General features: G+C 60.5%; 19 protein-coding genes, 3 tRNA genes and 1 pseudogene. 13 read left to right on the top strand and 10 right to left on the bottom strand.

Annotation, left to right across the window (positions count from 1 at the left end; all coding sequences use genetic code 11):
* A pseudogene (locus NKH83_RS26105) lies at positions 1 to 85 on the bottom strand (GTP-binding protein); the annotation flags it as partial.
* A gap of 260 nt (positions 86 to 345) precedes the next feature.
* Between NKH83_RS26105 and NKH83_RS26100 the strand changes: the two are divergent.
* The 3 genes from NKH83_RS26100 (at position 346) to NKH83_RS26090 (ending at position 2496) form a co-directional block, all read left to right on the top strand.
* The gene (locus tag NKH83_RS26100) at positions 346 to 1233 is read left to right on the top strand and encodes a DMT family transporter (protein WP_352808077.1); all 888 of its coding nucleotides are present in this window, start codon (positions 346 to 348) and stop codon (positions 1231 to 1233) included.
* A gap of 43 nt (positions 1234 to 1276) precedes the next feature.
* Entirely contained in the window at positions 1277 to 1732 is a 456-nt protein-coding gene (locus tag NKH83_RS26095; protein WP_352808076.1) for a GFA family protein, read from the top strand.
* A gap of 104 nt (positions 1733 to 1836) precedes the next feature.
* Positions 1837 to 2496 (top strand): N-acetylmuramoyl-L-alanine amidase, encoded by a 660-nt coding sequence (locus NKH83_RS26090; protein WP_352808075.1) that lies wholly within the window; start codon positions 1837 to 1839, stop codon positions 2494 to 2496.
* A 49-nt stretch (positions 2497 to 2545) separates the two neighbouring features.
* On the opposite strand, the gene NKH83_RS26085 is transcribed toward NKH83_RS26090, so the two are convergent.
* Positions 2546 to 2803, bottom strand: coding sequence for a GlsB/YeaQ/YmgE family stress response membrane protein (locus tag NKH83_RS26085; RefSeq protein WP_254817133.1), 258 nt, complete (start codon positions 2801 to 2803; stop codon positions 2546 to 2548).
* Positions 2804 to 2962: 159 nt separating this feature from the next.
* On the opposite strand from NKH83_RS26085, the gene NKH83_RS26080 reads away from it, so the two are divergent.
* Positions 2963 to 3430: a YidB family protein gene (locus NKH83_RS26080; RefSeq protein ID WP_352808074.1), complete on the top strand. Its 468-nt coding sequence runs from the start codon at positions 2963 to 2965 to the stop codon at positions 3428 to 3430.
* A 172-nt stretch (positions 3431 to 3602) separates the two neighbouring features.
* On the opposite strand, the gene NKH83_RS26075 is transcribed toward NKH83_RS26080, so the two are convergent.
* Both NKH83_RS26075 and NKH83_RS26070 read right to left on the bottom strand, forming a co-directional pair.
* Positions 3603 to 3676: transfer RNA gene (locus tag NKH83_RS26075), tRNA-Gly, on the bottom strand.
* A 67-nt stretch (positions 3677 to 3743) separates the two neighbouring features.
* Positions 3744 to 3828: transfer RNA gene (locus NKH83_RS26070), tRNA-Tyr, on the bottom strand.
* A 202-nt stretch (positions 3829 to 4030) separates the two neighbouring features.
* Between NKH83_RS26070 and NKH83_RS26065 the strand changes: the two genes are divergently transcribed.
* Positions 4031 to 4882, top strand: a complete 852-nt coding sequence (locus NKH83_RS26065; RefSeq protein WP_352808073.1) for a TrmH family RNA methyltransferase — start codon at positions 4031 to 4033, stop codon at positions 4880 to 4882.
* A gap of 79 nt (positions 4883 to 4961) precedes the next feature.
* Here the strand turns inward: NKH83_RS26065 and NKH83_RS26060 are convergent, their stop codons facing one another.
* The 3 genes from NKH83_RS26060 to gcl are packed head-to-tail and all read right to left on the bottom strand — an operon-like array spanning position 4962 to position 8491.
* Positions 4962 to 5879 (bottom strand): 2-hydroxy-3-oxopropionate reductase, encoded by a 918-nt coding sequence (locus NKH83_RS26060; protein WP_352808079.1) that lies wholly within the window; start codon positions 5877 to 5879, stop codon positions 4962 to 4964.
* A gap of 9 nt (positions 5880 to 5888) precedes the next feature.
* The gene (hyi, locus tag NKH83_RS26055) at positions 5889 to 6686 is read right to left on the bottom strand and encodes a hydroxypyruvate isomerase (protein WP_352808072.1); all 798 of its coding nucleotides are present in this window, start codon (positions 6684 to 6686) and stop codon (positions 5889 to 5891) included.
* A gap of 23 nt (positions 6687 to 6709) precedes the next feature.
* On the bottom strand, positions 6710 to 8491 hold the full coding sequence (gene gcl, locus NKH83_RS26050; RefSeq protein WP_352808071.1) for a glyoxylate carboligase: 1782 nt from the start codon (positions 8489 to 8491) through the stop codon (positions 6710 to 6712).
* A 203-nt stretch (positions 8492 to 8694) separates the two neighbouring features.
* Between gcl and bhcR the strand changes: the two genes are divergently transcribed.
* The gene (gene bhcR, locus NKH83_RS26045; protein WP_352808070.1) at positions 8695 to 9552 is read left to right on the top strand and encodes an HTH-type transcriptional regulator BhcR; all 858 of its coding nucleotides are present in this window, start codon (positions 8695 to 8697) and stop codon (positions 9550 to 9552) included.
* Positions 9553 to 9592: 40 nt separating this feature from the next.
* Here the strand turns inward: bhcR and NKH83_RS26040 are convergent, their stop codons facing one another.
* Positions 9593 to 9949, bottom strand: a complete 357-nt coding sequence (locus NKH83_RS26040; RefSeq protein ID WP_352477490.1) for a hypothetical protein — start codon at positions 9947 to 9949, stop codon at positions 9593 to 9595.
* Between the two features lie 442 nt (positions 9950 to 10391).
* Complete coding sequence (locus NKH83_RS26035) at positions 10392 to 10559, bottom strand: hypothetical protein (protein ID WP_352649907.1); 168 nt, start codon at positions 10557 to 10559, stop codon at positions 10392 to 10394.
* A gap of 158 nt (positions 10560 to 10717) precedes the next feature.
* On the opposite strand from NKH83_RS26035, the gene NKH83_RS26030 reads away from it, so the two are divergent.
* From NKH83_RS26030 to NKH83_RS26005, 6 genes are all read left to right on the top strand, one after another.
* Positions 10718 to 10793 (top strand) — tRNA-Thr (locus NKH83_RS26030).
* Positions 10794 to 11800: 1007 nt separating this feature from the next.
* Positions 11801 to 12040, top strand: coding sequence for a hypothetical protein (locus NKH83_RS26025; RefSeq protein WP_254817124.1), 240 nt, complete (start codon positions 11801 to 11803; stop codon positions 12038 to 12040).
* Positions 12041 to 12071: 31 nt separating this feature from the next.
* A complete protein-coding gene (locus NKH83_RS26020; RefSeq protein WP_352705027.1) occupies positions 12072 to 12197 on the top strand; it encodes a hypothetical protein in 126 nt (41 codons plus the stop codon).
* A 146-nt stretch (positions 12198 to 12343) separates the two neighbouring features.
* Positions 12344 to 12742, top strand: coding sequence for a GFA family protein (locus tag NKH83_RS26015; protein ID WP_352808069.1), 399 nt, complete (start codon positions 12344 to 12346; stop codon positions 12740 to 12742).
* Positions 12743 to 13008: 266 nt separating this feature from the next.
* Positions 13009 to 13206, top strand: a complete 198-nt coding sequence (locus NKH83_RS26010; RefSeq protein WP_254817400.1) for a hypothetical protein — start codon at positions 13009 to 13011, stop codon at positions 13204 to 13206.
* A gap of 167 nt (positions 13207 to 13373) precedes the next feature.
* A complete protein-coding gene (locus tag NKH83_RS26005; protein ID WP_352808068.1) occupies positions 13374 to 13979 on the top strand; it encodes a cupin domain-containing protein in 606 nt (201 codons plus the stop codon).
* A gap of 64 nt (positions 13980 to 14043) precedes the next feature.
* Here the strand turns inward: NKH83_RS26005 and NKH83_RS26000 are convergent, their stop codons facing one another.
* Positions 14044 to 14610, bottom strand: coding sequence for a DUF2569 family protein (locus tag NKH83_RS26000; protein WP_352808067.1), 567 nt, complete (start codon positions 14608 to 14610; stop codon positions 14044 to 14046).
* A gap of 136 nt (positions 14611 to 14746) precedes the next feature.
* On the opposite strand from NKH83_RS26000, the gene NKH83_RS25995 reads away from it, so the two are divergent.
* Complete coding sequence (locus NKH83_RS25995) at positions 14747 to 14947, top strand: DUF2905 domain-containing protein (protein ID WP_352808066.1); 201 nt, start codon at positions 14747 to 14749, stop codon at positions 14945 to 14947.
* The last annotated feature ends 20 nt before the right edge of the window (positions 14948 to 14967 follow it).

Here is a 14967-nt window from a genome sequence, read left to right as displayed (position 1 = left end):
TCAGCGACGTCTTGCCATGGTCGACGTGACCAATCGTGCCAATGTTCACATGAGGCTTAGTGCGCTCGAATTTACCTTTTGCCATAGTCTCTTTCCTTGGACGGCCTGGACCTTCAGTTCAGTCGAATGCGGGGCGATTAGCGACTAAGGCCGAAAAACACAAGTGCCTTGTCGCCGAGCGCGCTCGCCCGCCCGAACGCGTGATCCGGTTTCGGAGAATGTGGCGCGGATATAGGAACGAACAAGGGCAAATGGAATGGTTACGGCGGCGGCTGACGGCTTTGACGGATTTACAGCCGGATCTGGCCCATTGCCGCTTTGGCGCCGGTCTGATTTCGTGGGCCGATGCATTTCATCCCGACTGCCATACGAGGCCCGCTGTTCATGGTCGTTTCGACCGGGTCCTACATCGTCAACGACACGATGATGAAGCTCGCAACCGCGGGACTGCCGCCCTATGAGGTGCTGTTCCTGCGCGGCGCTGCGGCAACATTGTGGGGCATTCCGCTGCTGTTCATGCTGGGCTATGGCAAGCAGATCCCGCTGATCCTCGATGCGACGGTTTTGCGCAGGAACCTGCTCGAACTGGGTGCGATCCTTTGCTACGTGGTTGCGCTCGCCAACATGCAGATCGCCGATTCGACCGCGCTCGGACAGATCACGCCCTTGCTGATGCTGGTCGGCTCCTCGATGCTGTTCGGCGAACGGATCGGCGGGGTTCGCCTGGCGCTGATCGGGCTCGGCTTTGTCGGCGCGGTGATGGTGGCACAACCGACGATGCAGGGCATTTCGGTTTACGCCCTGCTGGCGCTCGGCAATGCAGCCCTGTCCGCGGCGCGCGATCTGGCCGGGCGCAAGGTCGCCGCCGACGTGCCGGGAATGGTCGTGGCTATTTCCGCAGTGATTGTGGTGCTCGCCGGCGCCGGCGCTGCGCATCTGGTTTCCGAGCAGTGGGTGGTGCCTGAAACCCGTCACCTGCTGCTGATGGGCGGCGCCGGACTGTTCCTGATCTTCGGCCACTTCTTCATTTTCATGGCCTATCGTATCGGGCCGACCAGCGTGGTGGCGCCGTTCTACTATTGCTTTACCGTCTGGGCGGTAATTTCAGGCCTGGTGGTTTTCCGGCAGCTCCCGAATGCGCTGGCCATCTGCGGCATCCTGCTGGTGGTGGCCAGCGGGTTGACCATCGTCTCGCTCGACGAGCGCAAGCGCCGGCTAACCGTCGTCGCCTAGAGCTGGAAACGGCGTAGGGACAATCGCCTGAGTGGAGAAGCGTATGACAAGCCCGGAGAACGGAAACAACCAGAATGCAAGCAACCGCATGCTCGCCGGAAAATGCCTGTGCGGCGCCGTTCAGTACGCGGTGGCGGACGCGTTCGTCTATGCCGCGAACTGCCACTGCTCGAACTGCCGGCGCACCACCGGCTCGGCCTTCAAGCCGTTCGCCGGCATCGAGCGGGACAGGCTGAGCCTGGCGAGGGGCGAGGACAATCTCATGATCTTCGGCGACGAAACCGGCCATGACGCGCACTGCAAGACTTGCGGCTCGTTGCTCTATTCGGTGGTCCGGGACGGTGCCTTCGTGCATGTCGCCATGGGAAGCCTCGTCGACGAGCCAACCATCCGCCCGACGCAGCACATCTTCGTCGGCTCCAAGGCGAAATGGTTCACGATCACCGACGATCTGCCGCAATACAGAGAACACGCGGTCGCCGAAGATGCCGGCGAATAGCTGACCGTTAGAAACGCTCAACCAAACTATCGTTTCGTTTTCGCGTCCGCCGCCAAGGAAATTATACTGTGCTGCGTCACTGAACTTATGTGGCGGAGATTTCTGTGGCATTGCCGCCCGACTGGTTGCCCAACGTTGCGATGAAGCGCGTCGTTTGCCATTGGACGGCAGGCTCGCATTCGGCCGGCGATACCGATAAGGATGCGTATCACATACTGGTCGAGGGGAATGGCCGTCTGGTCAGGGGCCGGCCTTCGATCGCGCTCAATTCGGGTCGGGTAAAACCGGGATATGCCGCGCACACGCTCAACTGCAACGGCGGCTCGATCGGGGTTTCGCTCTGCTGCATGGCCGGGGCGGAGGAAAGGCCGTTCGATGCCGGCCGCTATCCGATGACCAGAGCGCAGTGGAACGCGATGACCATGGTTGTCGCCGAACTCTGCAAGTATTACCGCATCAAGGTCACGCCCAAAACGGTGCTGTCGCATGCCGAAGTCGAGAGCAATCTCGGCATCGAGCAGCGCGGAAAATGGGATTTTACCCGGCTGCCCTTCGATCCGACGATCAGCGGCGCAAGCGCCTGTGGCGAGCGGCTGCGTCGCGACGTGACGGCGGCAATGGGCGAGATGCCCAATCTGCCGGTGAGGATTGGGCGCGATGCCGTATGGCAGCGATTGCTGGAGGAACTATGGCCGATTATGGTGAAAGGGCTGGAAGCCGGCCTCAACACGCTGATCCGCCAGATCCTCAAAAGGATCAGATAGGCGCTCGGTATTCGGGTGAATGCCGACGCAACTGCCGATCTGCCCGTTTCTAAAGAGCCCGCCTGCCGGTAAACTGGTGATAAGCCCACAGGACAACTATCGCGCCTATCACGGCTACGATCAGGCTATAGATGTTAAGCCCCGTAACGCCCGACGCACCAAAAGCGCTGAAGATCAGTCCGCCGACGATAGCGCCGACAATCCCAAGCACGATATCGAGCACCAGGCCCTGCCCGCTTTTATTGACGATCTTGCTGCCTATGAAGCCGGCGATGACGCCGAGAATAATCCAGCTTAATATTGACATTTTTCCTCTCCGTTCCCCGCACCCGATTACTTCCACATTATTAAGCAAAGCTCAAGCCAACTTGAAAATCATGATTACGGAAAGCTCAAACCGGCTTGAAATTCGCCATGAATGCGTCATTGTCGGAGACGGACGGGCAATTTGACATGGAGATCCACAATGGGACTGTTTGACAATGCCGTTCCCGGCGGCAAAGTCGCCAAGCCGCTGATGATCGCGCTCGGCGCACTTTTGGTGGGAAAAATGCTGAGCAGTGGAAGTTCCGCCCAGCCGGAGGCAGCGCAGAGCCCTGCCCCCGTCCCGCCTGATACAACCGCATCCGCCGACGGCGGACTGCTTGGCGGTCTGGGCGGCCTGCTCGACAAACTGAAGGACGCCGGCCACGGCAACGTCGCCAATTCGTGGGTCGGCACCGGTCAGAACCAGCCGATCAACCCCAACGATCTGGGCAGCGCTCTCGGGCCGCAAATCATTCAGGAGATCGCGCAAAGGACGGGCCTGAATCAGCAGGAATTGCTCCAGCAATTGTCCGCGGCCTTGCCGGGACTTGTCGACCAGCTGACGCCGAACGGGCAAGTGCCGCAGCAGAACCAGCTCGCGTCCATATTCAGCAAATTCGCGAGCTGACGCCTGTCGCCCAACGCCGCCTGCGGTTCGGGACAACGATATGCGTAAAACACAGATTAAGATGCGCGTCCTTCTGGACGCGCATTGAACGCTCTGAACTATCGGCAAGCGCTTCGCTTGGCGCCGCCTGCTTCGGGATCGTGCGCGAAGTGCGCCGTGGCCTGGGGAAATCTGGAGCGGGTAGCGGGAATCGAACCCGCATATTCAGCTTGGAAGGCTGCTGCTCTACCACTGAGCTATACCCGCGCCTTTCAGTCAAGCATCGGATCCGCTCCGACGCTCGCGCTGCGTTTCAGGGCTTCCGGGCCGGCAGTGGTGGAGAGGGTTGGATTTGAACCAACGTAGGCATAGCCAACGGATTTACAGTCCGTCCCCTTTAACCACTCGGGCACCTCTCCAGTCTGCCGCCGGAGCCATGCAACGAGGCATCGACGCGTCGCGGCCGCCAAAGCAGCCTTTCCGCGCAGCGCCTTATGGCGGGAGCGTCCAAAACTGTCAACCGCAACATCCCGGCAAAAAGCGCTGAATTTCACACCTCGCCCGACAAGCAGCTTGTGCGGCTGTATCCATGACCGGACGACACGGCTATAGAAGCCGGCCATGAGCAACGATAACAAATCCAAGACCCCGAAAGACACCCACTACGCCAAGCTGCGCCGTGCGCATCGCGACGAGAAGAGCGGCGGCGCGCCGGCGTTCAGGCCACGCCAGCCGGTGCCGCCCGGCGAGACCGCCGCCGATGGGCTGGTGCGGCTCTACGGGCTGCACACGGTGCGGGCGGCGCTCGACAATCCGCGCCGCAAGATCAAAAAAATGCTGGTGACGCGCAACGCTGCCGAGCGACTGGCAATCGCCGATCTCGGCGCTTTGCCCTTCAAGGCGGAACTGGTCGAACCCAGGGACATCGACAAGGTCACCGGCTCCGATGCCGTGCACCAGGGCGTGCTGATCGAGGCCGAGCCGCTGAAACCGAAGCGCCTCGATGCGCTTGGCGATGCCAGGCTGGTGCTGGTGCTCGATCAGATCACCGATCCGCACAATGTCGGCGCGATCCTGCGCTCGGCGGTGGCTTTCGGCGCCGGCGCGCTGATCACCACGGCGCGCCACAGCCCACAGGAATCCGGCGTGCTGGCGAAGTCGGCTTCCGGCGCGCTGGAGCACATCGATCAGATCGAGGTGAAGAACCTCGCCGACGCACTCGGCCAACTGCACGAGGCCGGGTTTCAGACGATAGGGCTGGATTCGGACGGTCCGGCGGAGCTCGAAAAGAGTTTTTCGGGAGAAAAGATCGCATTGGTGCTTGGCGCCGAGGGCAAAGGCCTGCGCCAGAAAACGCGCGAGACAGTGACCATGCTCGCCCGGCTCGACATGCCCGGCGCCATCCGCTCGCTCAACGTGTCGAATGCCGCGGCGGTGAGCCTTTATGCGGCAAGGAAATTTTTGAAAGAGTGAATGGTGAGACTGCACGTAGGTCGTCACCAACTCATTACCAATTACTCAGTGCTATTTCCTACTCACTACTCACTACTCACTACTCACCCACTTCACATCCCGCCATCCGCTCCAGCGCCCTGACCAGCGCCGAGTGATCTTCTTTGGCCCCGCCATTCGCCGCGCAGGAGTTGAACAGTTGCTGTGTCGTCGAGCTGTTGGGCAGCGCGACGCCGAGCGCCTTGGCGCCTTCGAGAGCGAGATTAAGATCCTTCTGGTGCAGTTCGATGCGGAAGCCCGGCGCGAAGCTGCGTTTGATCATGCGCTCGCCATGCACTTCGAGGATGCGCGAGGCGGCCAATCCGCCCATCAGCGCCTGCCGCACCTTGGCCGGATCGGCACCGGCTTTTGAAGCAAAGACAAGCGCTTCGGCGACGGCCTCGATGGTCAGCGCGACGACGATCTGATTGGCGACTTTGGTTGTCTGGCCGACGCCGTTCGGTCCGACCAGCGTGATGTTCTTGCCCATCTTTTCGAACACCGGCCTGGCGCGGTCGAAGGCTTTTTCCTCGCCGCCGACCATGATGGTCAGCGACGCCGCCTTGGCGCCGACCTCGCCGCCCGACACCGGCGCATCGAGGTAGTCGCAGCCGAGATCGTTGATCTTTTTTGCGAATTCCTTGGTCTCGATCGGCGAGATCGAGCTCATGTCGATGACAAGCTTGCCTCTTGTCAGCCCGGACGCGACGCCGTTTTCGCCGAACAGCACATCGGCCACCTGCGGCGTGTCGGGAACCATGGTGATGACAATGTCGGCCGTTTTCGCGACGGCGCTGTGGCCGGAGACGATCTTCAGACCCTTGTCGACGAGATCGGCCGGCGGTTTCGAGCGGTGGTCGCTGGCGAAGACTTGATAGCCGGCATCAAGCAGATGCCCCGCCATCGGCGCGCCCATGATGCCGAGGCCGATAAAGCCGATGGTGTCCATGTCTTTCTCCGTTTCTTGTAAGGCGGCGATGCGTAGCGTCTACGCCGCCGCACTCCCCTGCCCGGCCAACTCCCGCAACCACCCGAGTCCGGCTTCCGTCCCACCCTTCGGCTTGTATTCCGCGCCAACCCAGCCGGAATAGCCGATGCGGTCGATGTGGTTGTACAGGAAGGGAAAATTGATCTCGCCCGTCCCCGGCTCATGACGGCCGGGATTATCCGCAAGCTGGATATGCGCGATGCGGTCGAGGTTTGCCTCGATGGTACGGGCGAGATCCCCCTCCATGATCTGCATGTGATAGATGTCGTATTGCAGGAACAGGTTCTTCGAGCCGACGCGCTCGATCAGCGCCAGGGCCGGATCCGAGTAATTCAGGAAGAAGCCCGGAATGTCGCGGGTGTTGATCGGCTCGATCAGCAGCCTGATGCCGGCCTGCTCCAGCTTTTCCGCCGCGAAAGCCAGGTTTTCGGCGAACACGTCCTCCAGCACGGAGCGATCGACGCTCTGCGGCGCGATGCCGGCGAGGCAATTGACCTGCTCGCAGCCGAGCGCGTGCGCATAGGTGACGACCTTGGCAATGCCTTGCCGGAACTCCGGGATGCGGTCCGGCAGGATCGCAATGCCGCGCTCGCCCTTGGCCCAGTCGCCGGCAGGCAGGTTGAACAGGACCTGCGTCAACCCGTTCTTCTTCAACCTAGCCGCGACGACATCCGGCGCATGGTCATAGGGACCGATATACTCGACGCCCTTGAAGCCCGCGCGGGCAGCGGCATCGAAGCGGTCGAGAAAGTCATGCTCGCCAAAGAGCATCGAAAGATTGGCTGAAAACCGTGGCATGGCAGTAGTTCCTCATATGCGGCTTAATCGAGCATGACGATCGCCGTGGGGGCATCTTCATGGCGCTCGGCAAGCTCCTCGAATTCGGTGATCTTGTCGATTTCGGTACCCATCGAAACGTTGGTGACGCGCTCGAGGATGAATTCGAGGACCACCGGAACCTGGTGCTCGTCCATCAGGCGCTTTGCCTCTTCGAAGGCACCGGCGAATTCCTCCGGCCGGCGCACCCTGACTGCCTTGCAGCCCATCGCCTCGGCAACGGCGACGTGGTCGACGCCATAGCCAGCTTCGGCATCGCCCTGTCGATTGACGTTCTCGAAGGCCAGGCTGACTTCGAAATCCATCGAAAACCCGCGCTGCGCCTGGCGGATTAGCCCGAGATAGGCGTTGTTCACGACGACATGGATGTAGGGCAATTTGTGCTGTGCGCCGGCCGCCAGTTCCTCGATCATGAACTGGAAATCATAGTCGCCGGACAATGCCACAATTGTGCGGTCCGGATCGGCGGCGCGAACACCAAGGGCTGCCGGCAATGTCCAGCCGAGCGGGCCGGCCTGGCCGCAATTGATCCAGTTGCGCGGCTTATAGACATGCAGGAACTGCGCCCCGGCGATCTGCGACAGGCCGATCGTGGTGACATAGGTGGTGTCGCGGCCGAACGCCCTGTTCATCTCCTCATAGACGCGCTGCGGCTTCAGCGGCACCTGGTCGAAATGGGTCTTGCGCTTCATCGTCTTCTTGCGCTGCCGGCATTGGCCGGCCCAGCCCGACCAGTCGCGCAATTTTCCGGCCGTCCTCCATTCGGTGGCGACGTCGAGCAGCATTTTAAGCGCCGCACCGGCATCCGAGACGACGCCAAGGTCCGGCGCGAAGACGCGGCCGATCTGCGTCGGCTCGATATCGACGTGGATGAATTTCTTGCCCTTGGTGTAGACGTCGACCGAACCGGTGTGGCGGTTGGCCCAGCGGTTGCCGATGCCGAAAACGAAATCGGCCTCGAGCATCGTCGCATTGCCGTAGCGATGCGAGGTCTGCAGTCCGCACATGCCGGCCATCAGGCGGTGGTCGTCGGGGATCGCGCCCCAGCCCATCAGCGTCGGAATGACAGGCACACCAGTGACTTCGGCGAATTCTATCAACAGGTCCGACGCATCGGCGTTGATAATGCCGCCGCCGGCGACGATCACAGGCTTTTCCGCCGCGTCGAGCATCGTCAGCGCCTTCTCCGCCTGAGCGCGCGACATTGCCGGCTTGAACGGCACCAGCGGCTCGTAGGCATCGATGTCGAACTCGATCTCCGCCAGTTGCACATCGACCGGCAGGTCGACCAGCACCGGCCCCGGCCGCGACGAGCGCATCAGATGGAACGCCTTCTGCAGCGCCATCGGCACCAGATAGGGCTCCATGACGGTAACAGCCCATTTGGCGACGGGTGCGGCGATGGCGGCGATGTCGACGGCCTGAAAATCCTCCTTGTTGAGACGTGCGCGCGGCGCCTGCCCGGTGATGCAGAGGATGGGGATAGAATCGGCGGCGGCCGAATAGAGGCCGGTGATCATGTCGGTGCCGGCCGGACCCGAGGTGCCGATGCACAGACCGATATTGCCCGATCCGGCGCGGGTAAACCCTTCGGCCATATGCGAGGCCGCCTCGACGTGCCGCGCAAGGATGTGGCGGATGCTGCCCCTCGCCTTCAGCGCCGAATAGAGCGGGTTGATCGCAGCACCCGGCACGCCGAAGGCACAGGAGATGCCTTCCTTTTCAAGAACGAGAACCGCTGCGTCGACTGCGCGCATCCTGGCCATGTCAGCCTCCACGGAATTGTTGATGGCTGATGATGCCAGTGCGTCGATTATTTTTCAATTTTTTCAGAATATTTTTTCATTTCTAGGGAACGGCTCTTGCTTGCTTGAATTGATTGGCCTTTCTGTTTTCCATAAATTAGCTTCGCCGGCCGATGAAAAACTTTTTCATTGCTTGTTGGGCGAACAGGGCGGAGAATGGCCCGATGGAAACTACCGAAAAACGTCAGCGCGGCCGGCCGCGCGCTTTCAACGGGCCGTCCGAGGCCGCCTCGGTGCAGTCGCTGGACCGGGCGCTGCGCATCCTGGCAATCGTCGCCGATGGCAGCGGCCTGTCGTTGAGCGAGATCGCCGCCGGTTCCGGCCTGCCGGCATCCACCGCCTACCGCATGCTGACGACGCTGGAGAACCATGGCATGGTCGAGTTCGAAGGCACCGACCAGCTGTGGTCGATCGGCGTCGAGACCTATCGCATGGGCGCAGCGTTCCTGCGCCGCCGCAAGCTGGTCGACCGCGCCCGTATCGTCATGCAGGAATTGATGGAGAAGACCGGCGAGACCGCCAATCTCGGCGTCGCCGAGGACGATTGCGTGGTCTTCGTCAGCCAGGTCGAGACGCACCAGGCGATCCGCGCCTTCTTCCGGCCGGGCACGCGCAGTTCCTTCCATGCCTCGGGCATCGGCAAGGCGGTGCTGGCGCATCTCGAGCCGGAACGGGTAGCCACCATACTGCGCCGGGCCGGGCTGGAGCGCTTCACCGAAAACACGTTGTCCGACATCTCGGCGCTCGCCCGCGATCTGGTGACGATCAAGCTGCGCGGCTGGTCGGTCGACGACGAGGAGCGGCATCCGGGCATGCGCTGTGTCGCCGCCGCCATCTTCAACGAATTCGGCGAACCGATCGGCGGCGTCTCGGTCTCCGGGCCGACGGTACGGGTCACACCGGAGCGGCTGGCCGAAATCGGCCCGCTGGTGCGCGATGCAGCAGCGCAGGTGACGAGGATGATCGGCGGCCTGCCGACCCCTCCCGGCCCTGGCAGCAAACCGAGGGCATGGCAGCGCTGACCAGCGCCGAATGGTGCGACATCTGCCAGGATGGCCAGAGCTAGCCCCCGGGCACCGCGCTCTTGGTCGACAGGTCGTAGAAGTCAAGCAGCATCGCCAGCCCAACTCCGCAGGCGGTGAAGATGAGGCCGGCAATGAAGATACGATTGGCGCGTTCATAAACGCGCCGTTGTAGAGACGTTATGTCGAGCAGCAACCGCAGCGCTCGTATCTGCAGGGCAATGCCGATCAAAATCGGCACGACGGCGGCCAGGTGATAGATTTCCCATGGTATCGGGTTGGCGGCCCAATGCGTGATGAAGCCCAGCGAGAACGCCAGCAGGATGCCGACGGTGGTGATTGTGCCGTTGCGGAAAACCGTCTCGATCGGCTCTTCGTTCGGATCGTGCTCGCCCAAGCGCCCTCTCTCCCTATTTCGGCTCGGCAGTAGATTAGGCTGTCGGGAAATCCCTGTACATCGGCAAGAGTGTTGGCGAATGCTGAAGCGGCATCCGATCTCGCCTTAAGCGATGTTCGACAGGACAGAGAGGCTGACGGAGCGCGACTTTATTCCAGCTTGGGTTCCTCGCTCACGGAAGTGGGGAGAGGTGGCGCGGCGAAGCCGCGACGAAGAGGGGACCGCGCCCTACGAAGGCCCCTTTCCGGCCGCTTGGGGGCCACCTCTCCCCTGCTTCGCGGCGGGCGAGGAACCCAGGTCCTAAGAGGTCGCAGGAACAACCCCTCTGCCCCGCCACTCAGACACGCAGAAAAAGGGGGCAGTGGGGTGCCAGTCTGATACTGTCAGCCGCGACCACAAACGGTCGCGCTGGTCGACAATCCACCGGAACAATCGGCAGGCCTCAGCCCATGCCGGTGATATGGCGAAGCCAGAACGCGAGCGCGATGAAGCCGATGATGGTGGTGACGCCGGTCCAGTCGATATTGGCGCGCTTCAGATCCTTGACGAGCTTCACCAAGAGAACCCAGGCCACGAAGACGAGCGGGAGAATGATGACAAGCCTGATCATGCGACTGCCTCGCTGATGCGATTGCACCTTCGATCAATATAGGAAGCGAATTGGCCGTTTTCAGGACGCCCTGGCGGCAGAACCGGCGCGTCCGCCGGGAACCGAAAAACGGAGTTTTGTCTTTACTGGCGCAGCAAATATGCTAACCGGAGCGCCGTGCCCTTGTAGCTCAGCTGGTAGAGCAGCGGTTTTGTAAACCGAAGGTCGGCGGTTCGATCCCGTCCGGGGGCACCAGTTTCCACCCGACAAACCCCAGAAATCAAGGAACTCAAGGGTTTCAACGTCCCCCGAGGTACACCAAAAGGTACACCGAGGGTCCACCAAGGATGAAAATGACACTGGAGCATGTCCAACCGCGCGGCAATCGGAAGGTCTACCGAAGGAAGGTGCCCAAGGTCGTTCATACACTTACGCCATTCGTTTTGTATCTGGTGAGGTATCATCATCCATTTGATGCCGAGCGACAGCAATACACTCGTTAAGATTGTCCCGAAGCCGAGTAGCCGCTTCAAGGCTAAAGTTCATGTAATTTGTAGGGGAACCTTCCGCACCAGCGTAACCATCGGGCCTCATCGAAGGACCTATGTAGACGTCTCGCTGGTCTATTGACCTCTTAACGCGCCATTCGAAGAAAGAATCGCTAGCACTTCCGACGACCGGGGGTGTCTTGAAGACGACATCTCCGAGCAATGCATTCATTGTTTTTGATTTCGCGAGTAGCTTTTTCGCAAAGGTCCACATCAAGCGATACCCTCCTGACATCTGCAGCATCTACACTTCGACGAGCGTCCGCAATGGGGTCGAACTCGGTCGTTCTGAGTGATTGGGTTTTGATCCCAGAGGGTTGGACAGTGGGAAGGTGTTCCTGAGCTGCACTGCGCACTATGCGACTACGAACGGCAGCGGGTAATGGTCAACGTCCTCGCCTAACAAGGGTGACAGAAGGTACACCGCTCGGGCACAAAGAGGTACACCGAGCTTAACCTCTTCAGGGGAAGATACTCTCGTATTCCCTTGATTTTTAGGGGTAAAAATTCGGGTGGACTGCTCCAGTTGGATTTGGCCCTTAGCGCCGTCCGGGGGCACCAGCACGGGCTTCTTGAGACCTCCGGGGCGCTTGATATCTGCTCATCCCCGATATCCACAGGCCGGGGCCGTCAGGATCGGTGGCACATCAGCTTCAACGCATATATTCCCTGGCGGAAACCATAGTTCCCTAGCGGAAAACCTAGGAGTCTTCGTTGGAGCAGAAACGCACGACCGCCCCCTTCGTCAGCGGCATGTTTGGTGGCGTTGTCGTCTTCGCCTTCGCGTTCGGCTTCCGTTTCCTGATAAGTCCCGATCCTGATCCTGCATCAAGAGCAACCACAAGCCTTTCGGTACTGGCATTCGCCATTTGCTTCGGCGCGGCATTCCTTCGCGAGCATCGACGCCAGATTGCCGCCGCCAGAGAATTCTTAAGCCGCCCAAGATCGTATTAGGCTGAGGACTCATAAGCGAAGCGACGATCTGATGATCGCCAAGGCCATGCTCGACAAGAAGGCGCCGCTGGCACTTTCATCGGTATTGACGGGCTTTGGCGCCAGCGGCCTGGCGGAGAAACTCTACGAACATTTCAATATGTCGCAAAGGCGATAGTAGGGCAGCTTGGAGGCAACGCCTCGCGCGGGCGAGGACAATCGCCAGCGCCGAATGTCGGAATTGGGCGCCAGCTCGGCGCATTTCATGGCGCCTCCCTCACGCCCAGGCATGAAGCTGTCCTTGTTCACTCGAGGAGTATTTGCATGCGTGGTCATTGCTTATGTGGCGCTATTGCCTTTGAAGTCGATGGCCCGGCACAGGCCTGCGTGGTCTGTCATTGTGAAAGTTGTCGGCGGCAATGTTCTGCGCCGATGACCGCTTATATTGGCGTCTCGAACGGCCAATGGCGATGGCTGGGCAAGCTACCGAAGGTATTCAACTCTTCTCCCGGTGTGGAAAGAACATTTTGCGATCACTGTGGTACGCCGCTGTCCTTCCGCTCAAAGAACATGTCTGATGTCATGCATTTTTTTGCGGCGGCGATGGAGGAGCCAGAAAAATTTGCACCTACGCTGCATGTCGCTTTTGAGGAGAAGCTCCCTTGGTTGAAACTCGCCGACAACCTGCCGACCCGTTTTGGGCCTGACTATACGAAAGATTAGGACGGTACGTACCGGAAGCGTCGGGATCGCCAGAAAGTTCCCGTGAAATTGCCGGCTTAGCCTGAACCAGATCGGGCTCAAGCATCTCCTACCAGGAGACGCCGAGCTCATTTCTGTCTTGCTTTTTGCTGGGCCATGGGTTCGTCCCGCCTCCCGACGGCCACTTAACAGCATTCGATTAAATTGCTCCAGCGTATATTAGCACTCGCTCAATTAAGCGCGCCGACAATGGCCGTGCGGCGGGCCAAAAACCAAAGGGTGTTGTCATGCGAAGTGATTTCGCCGCGGCACGCGAACTTTTGGAATGCGCACAAAACCGCCTCTACGGCGCGGATGAAACGAGTCGACGCGTCAACGAGGCCCTCGACGCGCTGATTGAAGAAATAGCCATCGCGGAATTCCGCAAGGCGCCACTGACGGTCGTGCCGTTTCCACGAGCGCGGCCGCCAAAGCATGTCCGGTAGAGCGCTGATCGCCCGCGTTGACGAAGAGCCGGCAACTAGTGTTTCCGCAATCGCCCGTTCGAGCGTCGTTGAACGACCAACCCTTTGACGATAACTTGCCGGGCCCTGGTGGTCTGAAACTCCGGAGCCGATCCATGTCACGCTGTGGAGATGTCTACGAGAACAAGGTGACCGGCGAATATGCCGTCATCCTGCGTGGCACCGAAGACCGCGGCCAGGGACCTGGCATCGCTCATCTGACCGCCCGGCCGGGGGCCGCAGTGGTGGGCGAGCACTACCACCCGAACCTGACGGAACGGTTTGCCGTCCTCGGCGGCCGGCTCGACGCTCGCATCGCCGGGAAGACTTTGTCCCTGGGGCCAGACCAATCCGCCACGGTCGAAGCAGGCGTCGCACATGATTGGTGGAACAGCAGCAAAACCGAAGAAGCGCATGTGCTGGTCGAAGTCGACCGGGCGCCAGGCGCGAACGATATCGACCCGAACCGTTTCGAGCTGCTGATTGGCATGCTCTTCGGCCTGGCCAATGCCGGCAAGGTGGACAAAAAAGGCAGGCCTTCGCCGCTTCAGGCGGCAGTTATCGCCAGAGAATTTGCCGATGTAATCGTCTTCACGTACCCGCCACCTGCGATTCAGCGAGTGGCGCTGGGGATCCTGGCGCCACTCGGCCATCTGTTTGGCTATCGCGCGATCGACCCCGGCTACTGCAAGCCGCACGGGCGTGTCACGCCGGCTCCTGAAATCCTCGCTCGAGCAGGCCTAACGGCTGGGTGATCCGGGTCGATACCGGGCGCCCGACATTTTTGTCAGCAGCCATACATAGGGCTCGCGGCAAGCTCTATGAAGCACTCGTGACCTGACCGGATATCGCGGCCCTGTCGAACGTGTTTCTCACCCTGACCGACTTGTAAACGTAGGCGACCCAGACGCCGGTCAGGACAAAAGAAACTGCGGGCATTACCAACGCATCCCCTGCAAGCACCAAGCTCACAGGAGCGCTCATAACCGCTGAGATCCATACCGCGTCCAGAAAAAACACGATTGGTATTGCAAACCACTGATACAGGAACAGCTGCTTGAAACGGGAACTCCGCCGGAGCATTGCAACGAACACAACCAGCTGGAGCACCAGAAACGCCAGCAACAGGGCGACCTCGCCGTAGACCGCCAAGGCGCCGTTGGGGAGCGTCATTAGCTGTCGATAGCCCCCGCTCGAAGAGAACAGCTCAGCCAGCGTGCGGAAAGGTGCCAAGCACTGTCCAATCGCCAGCAGCATAAGCCAGCCTCCAAAACCTACGAGAGCCGAAGGATCCTGTAATGGCTTTGCGGCTGACCGAACGGCAAAGAAAACAGGCACGCCGATCAGCAGCAGCAGTATAGCCCAATGCCAGATGGAAATCCGCATCCGATCCCTCCTTTGATGCCCGTTCAGGTTGTAGCAGATTTCAATCTCAACTCAAGAGGCAACATCGAGAGAAGCGCTGCTTGCGAGACCCGTCAACACTATATTTCTGGCACGATGCTATTTCCGGCAGGATGCCATGTCGCGAACTCTGATCGTCGTTGGTCTCAGCATAGTCGCCATAGGCCTGCTCTGGCCTTGGTTGGCCCGGACCGGCCTTGGCAGGCTGCCCGGCGATATCGTGATCGAGCGTGAGAACTTCAGGCTTTATGTCCCCATCGCCACGGGGATACTGGTCAGCATCGTGCTCTCGGCCATTCTATGGCTGATCAACCGTTAGGCGGTGCTCCGGCAACGGCG

Origin of the sequence: Mesorhizobium sp. M0909, assembly GCF_040319515.1 — a bacterium.
Taxonomy (GTDB): domain Bacteria; phylum Pseudomonadota; class Alphaproteobacteria; order Rhizobiales; family Rhizobiaceae; genus Mesorhizobium.
This window is presented reverse-complemented; position numbering and strand designations above follow the sequence as displayed.

Coding starts and splice junctions, on each gene's coding strand:
- NKH83_RS26100 (WP_352808077.1), top strand. CDS start 346: ATGCATTTCATCCCGACTGCCATACGAGGCCCGCTGTTCATGGTCGTT.
- NKH83_RS26095 (WP_352808076.1), top strand. CDS start 1,277: ATGACAAGCCCGGAGAACGGAAACAACCAGAATGCAAGCAACCGCATG.
- NKH83_RS26085 (WP_254817133.1), bottom strand. CDS start 2,803: ATGTCAATATTAAGCTGGATTATTCTCGGCGTCATCGCCGGCTTCATA.
- NKH83_RS26080 (WP_352808074.1), top strand. CDS start 2,963: ATGGGACTGTTTGACAATGCCGTTCCCGGCGGCAAAGTCGCCAAGCCG.
- NKH83_RS26065 (WP_352808073.1), top strand. CDS start 4,031: ATGAGCAACGATAACAAATCCAAGACCCCGAAAGACACCCACTACGCC.
- hyi (WP_352808072.1), bottom strand. CDS start 6,686: ATGCCACGGTTTTCAGCCAATCTTTCGATGCTCTTTGGCGAGCATGAC.
- gcl (WP_352808071.1), bottom strand. CDS start 8,491: ATGGCCAGGATGCGCGCAGTCGACGCAGCGGTTCTCGTTCTTGAAAAG.
- bhcR (WP_352808070.1), top strand. CDS start 8,695: ATGGAAACTACCGAAAAACGTCAGCGCGGCCGGCCGCGCGCTTTCAAC.
- NKH83_RS26035 (WP_352649907.1), bottom strand. CDS start 10,559: ATGATCAGGCTTGTCATCATTCTCCCGCTCGTCTTCGTGGCCTGGGTT.
- NKH83_RS26020 (WP_352705027.1), top strand. CDS start 12,072: ATGATCGCCAAGGCCATGCTCGACAAGAAGGCGCCGCTGGCACTTTCA.
- NKH83_RS26015 (WP_352808069.1), top strand. CDS start 12,344: ATGCGTGGTCATTGCTTATGTGGCGCTATTGCCTTTGAAGTCGATGGC.
- NKH83_RS26010 (WP_254817400.1), top strand. CDS start 13,009: ATGCGAAGTGATTTCGCCGCGGCACGCGAACTTTTGGAATGCGCACAA.
- NKH83_RS26000 (WP_352808067.1), bottom strand. CDS start 14,610: ATGCGGATTTCCATCTGGCATTGGGCTATACTGCTGCTGCTGATCGGC.
- NKH83_RS25995 (WP_352808066.1), top strand. CDS start 14,747: ATGTCGCGAACTCTGATCGTCGTTGGTCTCAGCATAGTCGCCATAGGC.